Source organism: Caminibacter pacificus (assembly GCF_003752135.1).
Taxonomy (GTDB): Bacteria; Campylobacterota; Campylobacteria; order Campylobacterales; family Nautiliaceae; genus Caminibacter; species Caminibacter pacificus.
The window spans coordinates 62,354-80,319 of the sequence record NZ_RJVK01000002.1; the positions used below are offsets into that span (position 1 = coordinate 62,354).

General features: G+C 33.8%; 21 protein-coding genes and 1 tRNA gene. 2 read left to right on the plus strand and 20 right to left on the minus strand.

Features of this window, described 5'->3' with window-relative positions; genetic code table 11:
- Window positions 1-11: 11 nt before the first annotated feature.
- The 9 genes from EDC58_RS04000 to EDC58_RS04040 are packed head-to-tail and all read right to left on the minus strand — an operon-like array spanning window position 12 to window position 7,180.
- Window positions 12-908, minus strand: coding sequence for a cation diffusion facilitator family transporter (locus tag EDC58_RS04000; protein ID WP_123352226.1), 897 nt, complete (start codon window positions 906-908; stop codon window positions 12-14).
- Window positions 909-954: 46 nt separating this feature from the next.
- Window positions 955-2,010, minus strand: a complete 1,056-nt coding sequence (truD, locus tag EDC58_RS04005; RefSeq protein ID WP_123352227.1) for a tRNA pseudouridine(13) synthase TruD — start codon at window positions 2,008-2,010, stop codon at window positions 955-957.
- Window positions 2,007-2,672 (minus strand): EI24 domain-containing protein, encoded by a 666-nt coding sequence (locus tag EDC58_RS04010; protein WP_123352228.1) that lies wholly within the window; start codon window positions 2,670-2,672, stop codon window positions 2,007-2,009. The genes truD and EDC58_RS04010 overlap by 4 nt, the downstream gene beginning before the upstream one ends.
- A gap of 9 nt (window positions 2,673-2,681) precedes the next feature.
- Window positions 2,682-3,494, minus strand: coding sequence for a thiamine-phosphate kinase (locus EDC58_RS04015; protein ID WP_123352229.1), 813 nt, complete (start codon window positions 3,492-3,494; stop codon window positions 2,682-2,684).
- Window positions 3,491-4,030: a PAS domain-containing protein gene (locus EDC58_RS04020; RefSeq protein WP_123352230.1), complete on the minus strand. Its 540-nt coding sequence runs from the start codon at window positions 4,028-4,030 to the stop codon at window positions 3,491-3,493. The genes EDC58_RS04015 and EDC58_RS04020 overlap by 4 nt, the downstream gene beginning before the upstream one ends.
- Window positions 4,031-4,068: 38 nt before the next feature.
- Complete coding sequence (locus tag EDC58_RS04025) at window positions 4,069-4,797, minus strand: succinate dehydrogenase/fumarate reductase iron-sulfur subunit (RefSeq protein ID WP_123352231.1); 729 nt, start codon at window positions 4,795-4,797, stop codon at window positions 4,069-4,071.
- On the minus strand, window positions 4,772-5,332 hold the full coding sequence (locus tag EDC58_RS04030; protein ID WP_123352232.1) for an RIO1 family regulatory kinase/ATPase domain-containing protein: 561 nt from the start codon (window positions 5,330-5,332) through the stop codon (window positions 4,772-4,774). Before EDC58_RS04030 ends, EDC58_RS04025 begins: the two co-directional genes overlap by 26 nt.
- A 55-nt stretch (window positions 5,333-5,387) precedes the next feature.
- Window positions 5,388-6,218, minus strand: coding sequence for a CoB--CoM heterodisulfide reductase iron-sulfur subunit B family protein (locus EDC58_RS04035; protein ID WP_123352233.1), 831 nt, complete (start codon window positions 6,216-6,218; stop codon window positions 5,388-5,390).
- Window positions 6,215-7,180 carry a succinate dehydrogenase/fumarate reductase iron-sulfur subunit gene (locus EDC58_RS04040; protein WP_123352234.1) on the minus strand — a complete coding sequence of 322 codons (966 nt, stop codon included), beginning with the start codon at window positions 7,178-7,180 and terminating at the stop codon, window positions 6,215-6,217. Before EDC58_RS04040 ends, EDC58_RS04035 begins: the two co-directional genes overlap by 4 nt.
- Window positions 7,181-7,284: 104 nt before the next feature.
- On the opposite strand from EDC58_RS04040, the gene EDC58_RS04045 reads away from it, so the two are divergent.
- Window positions 7,285-7,361 (plus strand) — tRNA-Arg (locus EDC58_RS04045).
- Window positions 7,362-7,429: 68 nt separating this feature from the next.
- On the opposite strand, the gene EDC58_RS04050 is transcribed toward EDC58_RS04045, so the two are convergent.
- The 4 genes from EDC58_RS04050 to EDC58_RS04065 all read right to left on the minus strand — a co-directional run bounded on the left by EDC58_RS04050 (window position 7,430) and on the right by EDC58_RS04065 (window position 12,116).
- Complete coding sequence (locus tag EDC58_RS04050) at window positions 7,430-9,136, minus strand: FAD-dependent oxidoreductase (RefSeq protein ID WP_123352235.1); 1,707 nt, start codon at window positions 9,134-9,136, stop codon at window positions 7,430-7,432.
- Between the two features lie 113 nt (window positions 9,137-9,249).
- A complete protein-coding gene (locus tag EDC58_RS04055; RefSeq protein WP_123352236.1) occupies window positions 9,250-10,437 on the minus strand; it encodes a TolC family protein in 1,188 nt (395 codons plus the stop codon).
- An 8-nt stretch (window positions 10,438-10,445) separates the two neighbouring features.
- Entirely contained in the window at window positions 10,446-11,603 is a 1,158-nt protein-coding gene (locus EDC58_RS04060; protein ID WP_123352237.1) for an aspartate aminotransferase family protein, read from the minus strand.
- Window positions 11,604-11,612: 9 nt separating this feature from the next.
- Window positions 11,613-12,116, minus strand: a complete 504-nt coding sequence (locus EDC58_RS04065; RefSeq protein ID WP_123352238.1) for a hypothetical protein — start codon at window positions 12,114-12,116, stop codon at window positions 11,613-11,615.
- A 58-nt stretch (window positions 12,117-12,174) separates the two neighbouring features.
- On the opposite strand from EDC58_RS04065, the gene EDC58_RS04070 reads away from it, so the two are divergent.
- Window positions 12,175-13,668: a SulP family inorganic anion transporter gene (locus EDC58_RS04070; protein ID WP_211325227.1), complete on the plus strand. Its 1,494-nt coding sequence runs from the start codon at window positions 12,175-12,177 to the stop codon at window positions 13,666-13,668.
- Here the strand turns inward: EDC58_RS04070 and EDC58_RS04075 are convergent.
- From EDC58_RS04075 to EDC58_RS04105, 7 genes are all read right to left on the minus strand, one after another.
- The gene (locus EDC58_RS04075) at window positions 13,661-15,466 is read right to left on the minus strand and encodes a primosomal protein N' (protein ID WP_123352664.1); all 1,806 of its coding nucleotides are present in this window, start codon (window positions 15,464-15,466) and stop codon (window positions 13,661-13,663) included. The two genes, EDC58_RS04070 and EDC58_RS04075, sit on opposite strands and share 8 nt — an antisense overlap.
- A complete protein-coding gene (locus tag EDC58_RS04080) occupies window positions 15,466-15,900 on the minus strand; it encodes a type II secretion system protein (protein WP_123352240.1) in 435 nt (144 codons plus the stop codon). The genes EDC58_RS04075 and EDC58_RS04080 overlap by 1 nt, the downstream gene beginning before the upstream one ends.
- Before the next feature lie 57 nt (window positions 15,901-15,957).
- Window positions 15,958-16,512: a type II secretion system protein gene (locus tag EDC58_RS04085; protein ID WP_123352241.1), complete on the minus strand. Its 555-nt coding sequence runs from the start codon at window positions 16,510-16,512 to the stop codon at window positions 15,958-15,960.
- Window positions 16,513-16,628: 116 nt separating this feature from the next.
- The gene (locus EDC58_RS04090) at window positions 16,629-17,036 is read right to left on the minus strand and encodes a hypothetical protein (protein ID WP_123352242.1); all 408 of its coding nucleotides are present in this window, start codon (window positions 17,034-17,036) and stop codon (window positions 16,629-16,631) included.
- Window positions 17,037-17,064: 28 nt separating this feature from the next.
- Window positions 17,065-17,502, minus strand: coding sequence for a prepilin-type N-terminal cleavage/methylation domain-containing protein (locus tag EDC58_RS10245; RefSeq protein ID WP_235823172.1), 438 nt, complete (start codon window positions 17,500-17,502; stop codon window positions 17,065-17,067).
- Between the two features lie 16 nt (window positions 17,503-17,518).
- Window positions 17,519-17,734, minus strand: coding sequence for a hypothetical protein (locus tag EDC58_RS04100; RefSeq protein ID WP_235823173.1), 216 nt, complete (start codon window positions 17,732-17,734; stop codon window positions 17,519-17,521).
- Window positions 17,735-17,956: a hypothetical protein gene (locus EDC58_RS04105; protein ID WP_123352243.1), complete on the minus strand. Its 222-nt coding sequence runs from the start codon at window positions 17,954-17,956 to the stop codon at window positions 17,735-17,737.
- Window positions 17,957-17,966 lie beyond the last annotated feature (10 nt).

The window sequence follows — 17,966 nt, forward strand, 5'->3', positions numbered from 1 at the left end:
AAGCCAAAAGGCTATTCGCACTCTTCAAGAAGTTTATTTATATGAGAGTCGTCATACGGGTCTGCATGAATATTTATAATCCACTTTTTATCAGGGTCGATTGCTCTTATCTTATCCTCTACGTTTTCGATTATCGTATGGGCGAGTTTGAGTTTCATATCCGGAGTCAATACCAAATGAACGTCAACAAAGTTTCTATTTCCGGCTTTTCTGGTTCTTAAACAATGATAATCAAGCACTAAAGGCTCTTTTTTTATTATCTCTTTTATCTTTTCAACCGTCTCAAAATCCAAAGACACATCAAGAAGTATCTCAAATCCCTCTTTTACGATTTCACTTGCTTCTTTAATAATATAAATACCTATCAAAATAGACAAAATAAAGTCGATATAATACCAACCGGTAAGTTTTACAACGATTAAAGAAACCAAAACCGCACCGTTTGTTAAAAGGTCCGTTTTGTAATGAAGTAAATCGGATTTAATTACCAAATGATTTGTTTTTTTAACCACATAAGCCAAAAACAGCACCAAAGCAAGAGTGGCCAGCATAGAAAAAAGCATTACGTAAATAGAAATATTTATTTCGGTAATAGCTTCGTGGTGAATTATTTTTCTGATACCTTCATAAATAATAAAAAGACCGCTTGCACTAATAAAAAGCCCCTCGAAAAGTGCGGCAAGCCCTTCAATCTTACCTTTTCCGTAATTAAATTTATGGTCGGGCTTACTCTCACTTACCCTAACGGCGATATTGTTGAAAATAGAAATCACCATATCCAAAATCGAATCAAGAGCACTTGCAATAACAGCCACACTTCCGCTCATAAAACCTACAACAACCTTTGCAACGGCTAAAACCAAAGCGGTAAGAGTGGCTACCGTAGTAGCCAAACGAGGTAAACTCATCAAAATCCTTTTTTGCGTGAAATATTATTTATTAAATCGTTCCAAGTCAAGATAATTTAATACCGTTTTTTAAAATATCTATTAAAACGGTAGCGTAAGAGCCTTTTGGAAGCGTAAAAACTATTTCGTATTGTGCATAATCTTTTAGATAATTTTTCTCTAATATTTCAGGAAAAATCCACGCAGCTCTTCTATCGCCTTTTGCCGGAATAAGCTCGTCGTATTTTTCTTCTATTTCTCTTGCTTTGTCCTTAGCTCTTAGAGCTTTTTTACCCGGCAAAAGACCCGTTACGGTAATGTCTTTATTTAGAAATCTTTCGGTATCTTCTACATTTTCCAAATAAAAGAATTTACCCACCGGATAGTGACTCATCACGTCTCCCGGTAAAAGTTTAAACGGATGTTTTTGAGCTTTTACAAACTTTATAAGCTCTTTATCATATCCGGCAAACTGAAGCTCTTTTTCGCTTAAATCAAAAATGTTACTAAGTTTTATTCTCTCATTTAGCCAATCGTTAAAGAGTTTTGATTGATAAGCGCTTATTAAAAATTTTTCAAGTTTTCTGTTCTTTACGAATTTGTCACCTTCGATTATAGCCTTGCCCTCTTCCCAGTTATTTCCGAATTTTCCGAATCTTTGATATCCGAAAAAGTTCGGAATTCCGTATTTTTTAATCTCTTTTAACACATTATCAAGCTTCTTTGCATCCACAGGAAGTACTTTTTTTAACCTAACAAAAAACTTATTACCTTTTAAATGTCCAATTTTAAGCTTATTTCTATGCAAATCCTGCTCGACGATTTTAATTTGTTTATCTTGAAATTTATTTATTTCGTCTCTATATTTTCTCGGCACGCTTATCCATTGAATAGTCATACCTTCTTTATCTTTAAGACCTGCATAACCCATCTCTTTTAGTTTGATACCTGTAGCACTTGAGATTCTTTTTAACATCTCATCGGTTGTTAAACCTTTTTTTCTAACCTTTAGCATAAGCCACTCGCCCGTATGAGCGAACGGATAAAGAGGTATCTCCTCAACAACGAAATTTTCGCTGTTTTTATTAAAATGAAAGTTTATCGGTGCATGAGAATATATCATTTCTCTTCCTTTAATTTTTTTAGTACGAAGTGCGTCATAAACACTAATTGAAAAGTATATCCAAATAATGAAACAATAGGTATGAAATAAACGATTGAGGTTAAAAATACCAAAGCCCAAATTCTGGAATTATATTTTTTCTCTATTTCATCCGGATTTGCAAAAAGATAACTACTATCAAAAACAAGAGGCTTTTTATTTAGCAAACTCCACATAAAAAGCTGATAAAAAATATTTACAACCGGAATAAATAAAAAGAAAAACGTAAAAATAAAAATAACAAAATAGATTAAAAATGATTTTATAGAAACCAAAACACCTTTTAAAGTATCATTAAAAGTCGGTTTTTTAGGTGTGAGATTATAGTGTTTTTCGTTAATTCTAAGAACGATATGATCGATAAAAAAGCTTGAAAACACTCCTAAAGTCGAGATTACAGCCAAATAATAAAAAATAAAAATCACTAAGCCGCTACCGATTGTAGCAAGAAAATTTTTTATACTCTCACCAAAAGGAATATAAGAGACATACCCTTCTAAAAAAGCGTAAATATTATCGCTGAAAAAATAAAAAACCACACCCCAAAATAGTATCGACAAAATAAATGGTAAAAAAGTGTATTTTAAAATTTTTCCGTCAAACAAATCGACAAGAGCTTTCATAAACTTTCCTTAAAAATGATTTTCTTTACAAATACTTTTGTATTTTCCTCTTTTCGTTACGGCAAAAACGGTTATTTTTGTTTTTGTCAGTTTCGCAAGGTTTGAAATTATAGACAAGTTTCTTTTAGGGAATGTGAAAAGTATTTCATATTCTTCGCCGCTACACCCCATATTTTTAGGAATTTTTTTTAAAAACTCATATCCGACATTCGAAATATTAGATATTCTCTCAAGCTCTTTAAAAAGCCCGTCGCTTATATCGCAAGCCGAAGTGATGTATTTTGAAGCTTTGTAAAAAAATTCATCTCTTAATTTAGGTGTTATAAATTTAGAAGTTTTAGGGATTTTTCCACCTCTTAAAAGAGTCTTCAAATCCCTATCAACACTTCCTAAATCTCCCGTAAAAGCTACGTATTCGTTTAGTTTCGCTTTTCTAAATACAGGTCTTTTACTCTCACCTATAAAAGTCATCGAAATTGCTATTTTTTCATTTTTTATAGTATCGCCGCCTATTATTTCATATCCGAACTCTTTTGCGGCTTTGTTAAATCCAGAAGCTAAAAGTTTAATTTCATGCAAACTAAGACTTTTTGGAAAACCTATATCAATAAGAGCATATTTAGGCTTTGCATTCATTACGATTAAATCGCTTAAATTAACAAGAGAGGCTTTGTAACTTATCTCATCAAGCTCAAACCACTCTCTTTTAAAATGTATATCTTCAAAAAAACTATCGCTCGCATAGACTTTACCGTCTATAAAAGCTCCGTCATCACCGATATGTTTAGAGTTTATCCGTTTTATAAAAAACTCTTCTTTCATAAAAACGCATCCGCACTATCCGGTAATTTATCTAAAATATCCAGCAAATCTACTTCCCAACTTTTAAGCGTATTTTTTGCTAAAAGTTCCGCTTTTCTCATACCTTTATATAATTTATAAGCTTCTTGAACTTCTTTTCTTGTCGGTTCGCGTCTAACGGCAACATATCCCGCAATTTTCGAAGGATCATTTACTACATTTCCATTTTCATCAATAGGATCAACATGAACGTCAACCCAATAATGTTTTCCGTCTTTTCTTAAATTCATAACCATACCGCTCCAGTGTTCGCCTCTCTCAATAGTATCCCACATATCTTTAAATGCAGCTTCGGGCATAAATGGATGTCTAACGATAGAGTGAGGACTACCTATCAATTCATTTTTATCAAATTTAGTCATTTTTCTATATGCAAGAGAAGCGAATGTAATAATACCTTTTAAATCGGTTCTTGTAATTAGCGCCCTTGCATCAAGACCTTCACTTTGAAACGTTGCTTCTTTCCATATCGGTGTAACTTTTGGTGTTGCAGCCATTTATTGAATCCTCCCAGCTTTTATTACTATTATTTTATCTAAAAAAAACCATTAAAATCCACTCCACCCATATTAGCACCGAACGATTCGCTAAACGGAGGGTTTTTATCTTTTGTCTGAAGCATTTTAATGTCGTTCATCGACGAAATGCCCTTCGGACATACCATAAAACATTTTTGACAACTAACACATGAATAAAGCGATTTATCTTTTGCAAGCTCTATTCTTTCTTGAGTATCGCGTTTATCTCTACTGTCATATACAAAACGATAAGTTTTAGTAAAAGCAAAAGGCCCTGCGAAGTTTTTATCATAATCAAGCGCTTCACATTCACTATAACACGCCATACACATAATACAATCGGTTTGTTTGTCATAAAGTTTTAAAAGTCCGGGGCTTTGTAAATTTTCCATATTTTCATCAATCTCATCGACAAACCAATTTTCAAGCTCTTTTATTGACTTTTCCAAATAAGAATGATCAACAACCAAATCTCTTAAAACTTTAGTATTTTTTAAAGGTTCGATTACAACTTCGTCTCCGAATTTAGAAAGTTTTTCTTTACATGCAAGCACGCTTTGTCCGTTTACTCTTATAGCACACGTACCGCATATACTGCTTCTACAAAAACTTCTATAAGTCAAACTTCTATCTTTGTTTCTTAATTTATCGAGCACTTCAAGAATGGTTTCGTCTTCTTTTACTTCAATTTTATATTCTTGAGTAAACTCTTTTTCTCCGTCAAATCGTTTTATCAATAACTTCATCAAGCACCTTTGTAATTATCTCTAATGATTTCTTCGGGTTTTCTTTGTATAAAGAAATAAGATAATTCAAGTCCTTTTTATCAAAATTCGAATCACGATGCAAGTAATATCCGATAATTTGTAAAAAATTTCGAGGATTTTCACTAAAAACGGCTCTTTCAAAGTCTAAAAACTTTACCGAATCTTCAGTTTTAATAATATGATAATATCTACCGAGCTGTTTATGAAACACTCCTAATCTATCAAGCTCGTAAGCTCCTTTTAGTGCTTCTTTTATCGTTTCGTAATACTCTTTTTTTCCTATAAGTTCTTTTAACGGCTTTCCCTCAATCAATTCCATAACCAAATATTTTTTACCCCTAAAAATAGGTTTTGGAGCAAACGTGCCTTTTAGATAATTTAAAATTTCCCACTCTTTGTCTATCTCGTAAGACTTAGACCATTTTAAAGCTGCAAACACCCCGTTTTCAAGACGAACTTTATAAACTTCGCCCCTATTACCTTCGCCTATTTTCTCAATAACGTCATATCTCATTAAAAAACAACCTTAAAAAATTTTTGGAATTATATAAAAAGAGGAGAAAAAAGAATTAAGAGAAAGTAATTTTTACTTTAGTTTTATTTAAATCCCAAAACGCATCTTTAGGATCGGTTCCGCAAGCTACGTTTATAAGCTGAGTAACTTGTAAAATTGGCTCTTCATATCCGTCCATAGCTTTATGACATAAAGGACAAGGAGTAGCCACTACGTCCGCTCCCGCTTCTTTTGCTCCCTCAAGTGGTTTTACTGCAAGTCTTTCTTTTTGTTCAGGGTCAGTAAATCTTGCGTGATATCCACAGCAAGTGTTTTCGTTTTGATACCCTTCTACAAGCTCACAACCAAGAGGTTCTAAAATTTCTTGAAGAACGGTAGGATTTTCCGGATCGTCAAGTGCAACTTCATTAGGTGCCAATACGTGACATCCGTAGTAAGGTGCGATTTTTACTCCGTTGAATTTTCTTTTGATTTTACTTTTATAAGTATCCATACCGATAAAGTCTCTAATTAAATTCAGAGTATGATAAATTTTTGCAGTACCTTTATATTCAAGCCCTTCTTCAGCCAAAATTTCATTTATTTTAGCTTTTAATTCAGGATCGCTGTCAAGTGCAAGTTTTGTTTTTGCGATAATCATATAACATGTATTACAAGGAGTATATAAATCTACTCCTTTTTCTTCTGCAAGTGCGATATTTCTTGCATTTAAACCATAAACAATATTTTTGTTAGTTTCATCAATCACTCCACCTCCACAACACGCACTTCTTTCGAGTAATACGCCTTCAACTCCCATTTTTTCTAAAAAATCGGTAGTGATGTCATAGTTATGAATATCAGCTCCCTGGAAACAACATCCCGGATAAATTCCTATTTTTTTCATGAAAGTTCCTTTTGAATTTTTTTGATGAAGTTTTGGAATTTTTTAATATCTTCAAACGGTTGAGGGCCAAATTCTTCTTCTTTCATACCTCTACTTCTAAACTCTTCTTCAAGTTTCTTAGTAACCGCTTCACCTTTTTCGTCTCCAAATGCAACTTCAGGTAAGTGCCATTTATCGATTTGTCCTGTTTCAAATACAGTTTGGAACCAGAATTTCGCTCTTCTTGTAGCGATATTATCTTCACCCGTTACGTCTTTTGCAATACGTCTAAGCTCAAGAATATCATCTCCCGGTGCAATACCTTTAGGACACGCCGCAAGACACATTTGACATTGTACGCATTCCCAAATTCCGTGATCTTCCGCTAATTTTATTCTCTCTTCTACATCCATACCGTCTCTTGTATCCATTATAAATCTGAAAACTTTAGTAAGTTGGAACGGTCCTAAATATTTTTCATCACCTTCAAGTGCGTTACACTGACCGTAACACGCCATACATAAAATACAATCGGTTTGTTTATCGTATCTCGCAAATTCTTCAGGTAATACCAAAGATTCGCTTCTATCATTATCAGGTACCACTTTTGGATCCGGCTCAAGATAAGGTTTGATTTTTTTGAGTTTATCAAATGCCGGTTCTTGATCAACCACCAAATCTCTAACAATAGGTAAATGATGTAAAGGCTCTATTTTAATTACGCCGTTTTTAATTTTATCTTTCGCTTGAATTTTACATGCGAGTCCCGCACGACCGTTAATAATCATTGCACAACTACCGCAAATCGCACTTCTACAAAAAGCTCTAAAAGTTAAAGAAGCATCGATTTTATCTTTTATATACATTAAAAGTTCAAGAACAGTTAAGCTATCCTCAACCTCAACTTCAAAACTTTCCCAATAACTCTCATTCGTATCGGGATTATATCTTTTAATCTTTGCTGTATACGCGATTTTTTTCATTTTCCATCCTTTTGATGTCTATTTATTATAGCAAAAATTTTTCAAAATCAGATAAATTTTATCTTATATAATTTTTACTTATGATATGATATAATTTCATCTCTCTCCCGGTAGCTCAGTTGGATAGAGCGTCGGATTCCTAATCCGAAGGTCGTGGGTTCAAATCCCGCCCGGGAGACCATGTTAAGTGAAAAGTGTAAAGTGAAAAATGTAGAAGTTCACTTTTCACTCTTCATTTTTAACTTTTCACTAATATTTTCTTTCTGCCGGCTCATACAAGCTTAAATCAACTTCACCTTTTTCATAATTGAAACTACCATCGCTGTTTTTAGTAATCATTGAGTGATACAAGAAGTTCTCATCGTCTCTTTTCGGATAATCGTCTCTGTAAAAACTACCTCTTGATTCTTTTCTTTGTAATGACGCATAAGCAAGTACGTCGGCAATTTCAAGCAAGTTGAAAAATTCAAGAGTTGCTTGCAAGTCAAGGTTAAATACTTTTGATTTATCTTCAACTCCGAGGTTTTTATGAGCTCTTTCGATTAAGTTTTTAAGTTTTTCATACCCTTCTTGCATCTCTTTTTCATTTTTAAATACACCGAAATGTTTAAACATAATCTCACCGAGTTCGTCTCTTAAATCACCGAGAGTTTCTTTAGATTCTTTGTTCATTAGTTCCGTAATAAATTTAACGTCGTCTTGAAGCTGCGCTTCTCCTCCTGATGCGAAGTTTGTAGCTTCTGCGTATCTTACGGCCTCTTTTCCTGCTACGTTTCCGAAAACTACGATATCAAGAAGTGAGTTTCCTCCAAGTCTGTTAGCTCCGTGAACACTGACACATTGCGCCTCACCCGCAGCATAAATACCTTCTATAGGAGTTTCGCATTTTACGTTTGTATGAATACCACCCATAGCATAGTGAGCAGTTGGCTTAATTGGAATCGGCTCTTTTATAGGATCGATACCTTCAAAATCTATTGCAAGTTCTCTAATTTGAGGTAGTCTTTCTTTAATTTTTTCAGCTCCTAAATGAGTCAAATCAAGATGAACGTATTCTCTTCCTTCTTCGTCTTTAAACCCTCTACCTTCTCTAATTTCGGTCATAATACTTCTACTCACCAAATCTCTTGGCCCTAATTCCATTTTTTCAGGGGCGTATTTACTCATAAATCTCTCACCCTTATTATTCAAAAGATGTCCGCCCTCACCTCTTGCCGCTTCCGATACTAAAATTGCCGATTTTCTAAGTCCTGTCGGGTGGAATTGTAAAAATTCCATATCTTTAAGCGGAAGTCCGGCTCTAAGTGCCGCAGCTGTTCCGTCTCCTGTACATCCAAGAGCGTTTGAAGTATATCCCCAATAAATTCTACTATGACCGCCCGTTGCTAAAATAATTGATTTTGCTCTAATAAGTTCAATTTTACCGGTAGCAATATTAATCGCAGTAACTCCGATAGCTCTTCTTCCGTCATGAACGATATTTAACATAAACCATTCGTTTAGAAAATTTACGCCTTCTTTTATACATTGTTCGTATAAAGTATGAAGCATTACGTGCCCCATTTTATCGGCACTATAACAAGTTCTGTCTTTACTTGCCCCACCAAAAGGTCTTTGTGCGATTTTTCCGTTGTTAAGTCTTGAGAAAGGTACTCCCATATGCTCCATTCTTCTGATAATTCTCGGAGCTTCGTAACACATATATTTTACAGCTTCTTGGTCCGCTAAATAATCGCTTCCCTTAATCGTATCGAACGTATGTAACTCTTCGCTGTCACTCGGGTCTACGTTTGCAAGAGCGGCGTTAATACCACCTTGCGCCGCACCAGTGTGCGAACGAGTCGGATAAACTTTCGTCAATACAGCCGTATTCAATGCTTTGTTTTCTTTTGCCGCGCTTAACGCCGCATATAATCCGGCACCGCCGGCACCTACGATTAATACATCAACTTTCATTGTGCCCCTTTAAGTGAATTTATCAGCATTATATCTAATAAGTTTTACTTATATCTAAAAAATAAAATAAAAATTAAAAGGGAAAAAGAGAGTTGTTACTATATGAAACTTTATTAAAATTTAGAGGTTACCTGATAGTAAAGATTCAATAGAAGTTTTTGAATTTGAAGGTCAATAATTTTTTGATTAATTTGCATAACTTTATATGAGTTTTCTAAAATCTTAAGATCTAAAACTGTCGCATTTCCGGCTTTTATTGATTCTTTTGTAGATTCTATAAGATTTGCATACGCTTTTTCGTTCTCTTTATAAATCTCCTTTTTCTTTTGTAAGGTTTTAATTTGAGAAATTATCATTGCATAAGTATTTAAAAGATTTCGTTTAGTATCGAGTGTTTCGTATCGTGACTTAATATAACTAAGTTTTGTTTGTTTGACTTTATCCGTAGACGTCACATCAATCGGCAATGTAACGCTTAAACCTACATTATAATAATTATTTGTATCATCCCTATATTGAGGAGTGTTGTCAGTATAATCGGTATTTTGATAATTATAGCTCGCATTAAATGCTATAGTCAACAGTTGATTTCCAAGCTGCATTTTGTAAAGGTCGTATTTGATTTTATCGTTTATTTTCGAACTTATAAGTTGTAAATTGTTATTAATAAAGTCATTTTTCGAAATAATTTTAAAATACGGAAGTTTTACCTTTTCAATATCCAAATCCGAAAGATTTTTAAAAGAAAATTTTAGTTGTTTTTCATTAAATTTTAAATCTTCGTAGCCTAATTTTATATTGTTTAAGTTTATAATCGCCTGGTTTAAAAACGTAGAATCGCCCGTGCCGTTTAAAAAGTCCTCTTTTTTCTTTTTGACATCTATTTTTGCATTTTGAATATTTAGCAGTGCAATTTCTTCATTTAATTTATTGATTTTATAATCATACACAAGTTCGTATGCTTGTTTGATTAAAGCTCTTTTTTGAAGTTCTATCTGTTTTAGATTATAGTTTTTTAGATTTTTTGCATATTTAATCGAATAATAAATTGCCCCCGTTTTAAAAATCGGCTGGTTTATCGAAACGGAAAAAGTTTGAATATTTTGTTTTGTGATATGTAAAGAGTTGTTTTGAGATATCGAATATTGAAGAATTATAGGATTAATCCAACTCTTTTGAGTCTCTTTTGCCGAATAAATAGACCTTTGTTCGTCTAAATTTAAAAGTTTTAGCTTCAAATCCGAAAGGATATTTTGATTGGCAAAAAGAAAAACGGGAATTAAAAAAGCTGTTTTTTTCATCTACTTCCTTATTTAATCGATTCTTTTAATCTGTCAAAACCTTCGTCAATCTCTTCTTTCGTAATTGTTAAAGGAGGTAAAAATCTTACCGATTTTTCACCGGCTTTGAGTACTAAAACTCTGTTTTCAAACGCTTTTTTCACAACTTCGTCTCTAACTTCCACACTATGAGCTCTAAGCGCTCTCATAAGCCCGAATCCGCTTACACTTTCGAACTTATCAGGAAACTCTTTTACAATCTCAAGCAGTCTGTTTTCAAAATATTCCGTAGTCTCTTTTAACATACCGCTTTCATAATATTCATCCAAAATCTTAATTACCTCAAGCCCGGCTCTTGTGGAGAGATAGTTCCCACCAAAAGTACTTCCGTGGTCACCAGGCTTTAGTACGTCACTAAGCGTTGTAATCACCGCACCGATAGGTACGCCTCCTCCAAGACCTTTTGCTAATGTTACTATATCAGGATTAATTTTATATAAATTACTCGCTAAAAATTCCCCCGTTCTATATATTCCCGTTTGTACTTCATCTACGATAAGTAAAATATCTCTTTTTTTAAGCTCTGCACTTAATTTTTGAATCTCTCGGATATCAAAAGGATTAACCCCTCCCTCTCCTTGAATAAGTTCGATCATAACGGCTATCGTTTTATCATCGATTTTATTATAGATATCTTCTATATTTTTCGCATACGTAAATCCGTCGGGAAAAGGTCCGAAATATTGATGAAATTTAGGCTGTCCTGTAGCTTTTAGAGTCGAAATGGTCCTTCCGTGAAAAGAGTTTTCAAGAGTTATGACTTTATATCTTTTAATCTCCCCGTTTATTTCTCCGTATTTTCTTGCGATTTTAAGAGCCGTTTCGTTTGCTTCCGCACCGCTGTTACAAAAGAAAACGCCCCCGTTTTCAAGTCCGCTTTTTTTTACCAAAATTTCAGCCAATTTTTCTTGAGGCGGAATTCTATATAAATTCGAAATATGAATAATATTTCTTGCCTGTTCGCAAATTGCGTTTGAGAGTCTAACGTTTCCGTGTCCAACGCTTACAACTCCGATACCGCTTGTGAAATCTATATATTCGTTATTGTCTTTATCCCACAATGTCGCACTCTCTCCTCTTACGAACTCAACGTCGAATCTTGCGTATGTGTTTAATAGGTATTGCATTTTCTCTCCTTATCTTTCGTAAAAAGTTATTTCGAATTCACTAATATCGTTTTTACTAAAAACGCCTATTTCTTTATTTTTAAGCATTGCAAGAAAGCTCATTAAATTTTCAATCTCTTCTTCTTCCGCATCACCCAAAAAAAGGCTGATTTTCTTTGCGGAATCGATAAGATAAAGCACTCCCGCAACTTCTTCAAGAGTCGTATCGTGATTTTGTATCTCTTTTTTAACTCTTAAAGATTTTAGGGCGATTTCCACAAAATCTTCAAAATCCATATCCTCTTTTAACTCTTCGTCGTATATATCAAAAACATATGCGAGTCTTCCGAGCAGTAAAGGAAGTTGTTTTGAGGTTTTAGGAATATCCACTTTTGAAAATTCGTCTCTTCCGCCAAGTACGACATAATCTTTTAAAACGTGTTTTGGGGTTTCGTTATAAAATATAACCAAGTCGCTTTCATTCAAAAAATTTTCGTCTTTATTGGTAAAAAAATCGCCTTTTTTTTCAAACATTTTTATGTCCTTTAATTATGGTATAATTCGCGCCCTAAAAATTTATAAAGGATTATACTTGTTTTCAAAAATTTTACAAAATTATAACGCAAAAAACACTAAAAACGACATTTTAGCGGGTATTGTGGTATCCGTCGCATTAATTCCGGAAGTTATCGCTTTTAGTTTCGTAGCGGGTGTTTCTCCGATTGTCGGGCTTTATACCGCTTTTATTTTAGGACTTATTGCGGCAGCATTCGGTGGAAAACCGGGAATGATAAGCGGGGCTGCGGGAAGCGTAGCGGTCGTGGTAGTTGCACTCGTTCAAAAATACGGAGTGGAATATCTCTATCTTGCGGCGATACTTGCCGGAATTATTCAACTATTAATCGGTATTTTAGGGTTTGCAAAATTTATACGTCTCGTACCGATGCCCGTAGTTTACGGATTTGTAAACGGACTTGCTATCGTTATTGCCTATTCTCAGTTTCAGTTTTTTAAAGGCGAAAGTTATATTATTTATATTTTAGTAGCACTAACAATGGCGATAATGTACTTTTTACCGAAATTTACAAAAGCCATTCCGGCAGGACTAGGAGCTATTATCGTAATAACCGCAATAGTTTGGGGATTCCACCTACACACCAAAACAATCGGCGATTTGGCTCATATAAAAGGTGCTTTTCCTACTTTTCATTTGCCGGACGTTCCTTTAAATCTTGAAACGTTAAAAATTATACTTCCGTATTCTATCGTTATGGCTCTTGTAGGGCTTATCGAATCGCTCTTGACATTGGAAGTTTTGGAAGAGATGAGCGGTGAGAGAGGAAACGGAAACAAAGAAGCAAAAGCTTTAGGTGCCGGAAACGCACTAAGCGGAATGTTCGGAGGAATGGCGGGATGTGCTATGATAGGACAGACGATAATCAACCACACTTCCGGAGGACGCGGAAGACTTAGCGGAATAACGGCTGCCGTTTTAATTATTTTGTTTGTCGTTTTCTTTTCAAAATATATCGAAAAAATACCTCTTGCCGTGCTAATCGGGATTATGTTTATGGTGAGTATAGCTACTTTTGAGTGGGCAAGCCTTGATAAATTAAAAAGAATCCCCAAAGAAGACGCATTTGTCCTAATAGTAACCACTTTAATTACGATTTTTACCGACCTTGCGGTTGCGGTAATCAGCGGCGTAATAATCTCAGCACTTGTTTTTGCATGGAAACACGCAAAAGTATATTTTAAAACGAAAATGGAAGGCGATAAAAAAATCTACGAATTCGAAGGACCTCTGTTTTTCGGAAGCACGAGAAGTTTTCTTGAGAGTTTTGATGTTAAAAACGACCCGAAAGAAGTTGTAATGGACTTTAAAAACGTAAGAGTAATGGACGCAAGCGGGGTTGAGGCGATAGATAAAATAACAAAAAGATATCTTGAAGCAGGTAAAAAATTAACAATCAGACATCTAAGTAACGAATGTAAAAAACTGCTTGAAGTGGCAGGTCCTTATTGTACCTATGAAGAAGACGACCCGAACTACAAAGTTGCTATCGACCCTGAAAAACTTAAATAAAACTCACCGGGTCCATATCCGCTTTTGCGACTTTTAAATCTATACACGGATAGATTATTTTGTGAAGATTTTTTCCTTTAAAAAGAACTTGGAAACGATATCTGTTTTGAAGTTTAAATATTGGAGCTTCTCCATATCCCATAAGCTCTTCTTTTTCTCCTATACAATTGACGAATCTCATCATATTTTCTTTTGCAATTTCCAATTTTTTATCACTAAATTCAACTTTACACATCCTAACAAACGGAGGATATCCCAAATCTTTTCTAAACTCAATCTCTTCTTTATAAAATTCTTCATAACTCCTATCAAAAAACTCGGGATTTAAAGTCTGAATAATAACTTCTCCGTCTTCCTTTCTTCCGGCCCTTCCCTCAACCTGCCTCGCAAGCGCAAAAGCTCTCTCTCTTGCTTTGTAATCGGCACTATTTAACAAAAAGTCGATATCAAGTACGATAGATAATGCAACATCCGGATAATCGTGTCCTTTTGCAAGCATTTGAGTACCGACCAAAATATCAATCTCTTTATTGGCGAATCTTTTTAAAAGTTTATCGATTCTGCTTTTTGAAGTTACTATGTCTCTATCGAATTTTTCAATTACGGCATCAGGAAAAAGCTCTTTAAGCTCTTCAACTATTTCACTCGTACCTTTTCTTTCGTTTAAAAACTCTTCACTTCCGCAACTAGGACAAACATTAGGAATAGGAGAAGTAAAATTGCAATAGTGACATTTTAAAGCCAATTTATCTTTATGAATACTCATTGCCACATCACAATATTTACATTTAACCGCTTCCCCGCAGTTTTTACAAATCATATACTTAAAATGAGCTCTTGTCGGTACGAAAATAATAGTCTGTTTTTTTTGTTTTAGTTTTTCTTCGATTTTAGAAAGAATAAATCCGTCAAAATGCTCGGTAAAATATCTTTTTTTAGTGGTGTTAAAATATGTCCCCTTAAGCCTAAAATGAGGAAATTTATACAAATCGCTAACAAGTGGAGTCGCACTTCCCAAAACCACTTTGGCATTTAGTGTTTTTCCAAAAAGAACGGCCAAATCTTTTGCGTTATATTTAGGAGTCGATTCGCTTTTATAACTATCGTCGTGTTCTTCATCCACAATAATCAATCCCAAATCGTTATAAGGTAAAAAAAGAGCGCTTCTGGCACCCGCTACGACCTTAATTTTACCCTCTGCCAACTCATTTAAAATTTTTTCTTTTGTTTTTTTAGTAACCTTACTATGCCAAATTGCTACGTTTTCTCCGAAATGTTTTTTTAATCTCTTCTCCATTTGAGAAGTAATAGCAATTTCAGGTAGTAAAAACAGAGCTTCTTTATTTTCATTTATCGTTTTTTCTATAAGCTTAATATAAATCTCCGTTTTACCACTCCCCGTATCACCGAAAAGTATCGAAACTTCGTTTTTTTCCAAAAAATCATATGCTTCTTGCTGTTTTGGAGTAAGAACGATTTGCGTTTTAACAGATTGGAAAGCTTCTTTTTTCGGAAGTTTTGGTGGCAAATAAAAAAGCCCGGCAGCTTCACCGATAGAAGAAAAATAATAAAAACTTATGAATTCGATGATTTTCATATATTTTTCATCAAACTCATAAATTTTTGAAATAATATCTTTACATTCAAATTCAGGTTTTTCAACTTCTTTTAATACAACACCTTGAACTTCCCTATTTTTCAAAGGAACAACTACAACATCACCTTTTTTATATCGGTTTTTACTTCGGTAAGTGAAAGTATTAGGAGTATTAAGTAACGCTATTTCGTAATATCTCATCATTGAAGTTTATTGCATAAAGGTCCGTTAACACAACTAAAAGGACATCCTAACGAAGAATTTTTCTCATAAGTGAAATTTCCTTCTTGATTATCAATCGTTAAAGTATAATTTGTTTCCGTTGAAGAATTATTATCATATCTCCAATTCACATCGCTTTGATTTTCCGGAATACCGCCTTGAACTACATTTTCAAAAACTTTCACATCTGTAATACTTCTCTCAAGCTCCGGACATTGATCAGAATTTCCTGCGAGGATATTTTTAGAATAAAGTGAAGAAATACCGCTTCTTACGGTCGCTATTTGAGTTTTTGCTTTAGCAAGCTTTGCATCACTAATACCCGTAAAAAGTCTTGGAAGTGCCACTGCGGCTAATATTCCTATTACGACTATAACAAAAATAAGCTCCATCATTGTAAAAGCTTTTTTCACCCAATCACCTTTTTATTTAAATAGAAAAAAAGAGGAAAAATCATCCTCTTAATTTAATTATTTAAGGATATCTCCAGTTGCTGTCGTACCACTACCAGTAAATGTAGCACTTGTAGTTGATTCAGTAATAGCTGAGTTATTAGCTTCACCTAATTCAGCTGTAGTTAATTCATTTGTTGGTGCTGTTTGTCTTAAAAGTAAAAATTTAGGCGCATGGTTTGCATTACCACCTATACAAGCTATAAAATAGTTTTTACCTGCAACGTTTTTATCCGCCCATCCTACAATTTTGTAGTTATCTGGATCGTCACAGAATGAAAGGTTCATATCTTTAACTTCTTTTGGAACGTCAGTATACTCTGTTAAGTTTCCGTCGTTTCCTTTATAATATTCAAGGTCAGTGTACGAAATGTTACCGTCTTTTCCGTCAGAAATTGATTTACTCCAAAGTGTTGGCGCTACAGTTCTGTTTAAAGTACCAACGAATGATTTTAGGTTTCCTTCATGTGCTTGTTGAGCTACACCTAAAAATTTAGGAAGCGCTACAGCAGCTAAAATCCCTAAAATTACGATTACGAAAATCAGTTCGATCATTGTAAATGCTTTTCTCATTTTTAAAACTCCTTACTTAATTTTTTCAACCCCTAAAGTAATTATACCATATATAAATCGACATAAAAATGACTTTTATTAATTTTATCTGAAAAAAATTACAGGTGTTACAATTTTCAATTATTGTCTTTGACACAAATTAATTTAAACTTAGGAAGCATTACGCTATTACCATCCCTACAAAGTATAACATATTTCGTATTTCCCAGTTTTTTTTGATATATGACATTAAACATTTCATTACCACATTGATGGATATTTAATTTACTAAAATTTATTTCATCTGGAATTATGACCCTATTTTTAAATGTAAAGTCTTTAATACTACCGTTTTTGCCGTCTCTTAAACTTTTAGACCATAAAATAGCACTAGTTTCGTTTAATCTTTTTACGAAAATTTTTATATTTTCTTCTTTTCCCATTGAAGATATTTTTTCAATTCGAGGGATTAATGAATACGCAAGAATAAAACTCCCTACCAATAAAAGCATAATTTCGACAAATTTAATACCACCCTTTTTCATCCTTTCCCCCAAATATTTAAATTATCGGTTAATCTCTACTCACTAATATTTTATTATCCTCCTTTCTTATCAATCTAAAATATGGTGCCGAAGTTGCGTTTCCGTCTTTACACAAAATATCATAAGCTTTTCCTGCGACACTAATATTGGCTTCAGCAATTTTTTGATATGTATTCGTTCCGCAATTTGCCATGCTAACATCAGTTCCGTTTACTTCTCTAGGTATATCGGTATACGTTTTTATAGAAGTAAAACTTTTAATACTTCCGTTTTTACCTTCTGCAATACTTTTAGCCCAAAGTTCTTCTCCGACAGTCCTATTTAAAGTTCTAACAAAAGAAATTAAATTTGACTCATGAGCATGTTGTCCTACTAAAAAAAATCTTGGAATAGCAACTGCAGCTAAAATACCTATAATTACAATAACAAATATTATTTCAATTAAAGTAAATCCCTTTCTCCCCATTCTATCCTCTTAAAAATTAATTAAGTTCTTTTTCAAGCCTTTTTAAAATCGATTGAAGTTTTTTCTCGGTTTCAAATTTTTCTTTGTTTTTTTCAAGAACGAAAAAAAGAAGGTCACGCGGAGTAGGATTTTGGATTTTAATTAAATCTTCTTTTGCAAATTCCAAAAATTCCTCTTCCATTTCAAGTTCGAATTTTTCTCCCATTACCCATAGGGATATCTTTTTTTTCATTTACTTTCCAAGAATAGATTCGATTTTTGCAAGTACTTCTTCAAGTTCAATCTCTTTAAGAGCCATTTGCTCTTTACATTCCAAAAGTTCGCTCTCTTTTTCTTCGAGTTCTTGCTTTAAATTCGCAAGTTCAGTGTTTAATTTTGCGTTTTCTTCTTGCACTTTTTCATATTTTTGAATCAGACTCTCAATCTTTTCGTTTAATTTAGCTAATAAATCCATCTTTTCCCTT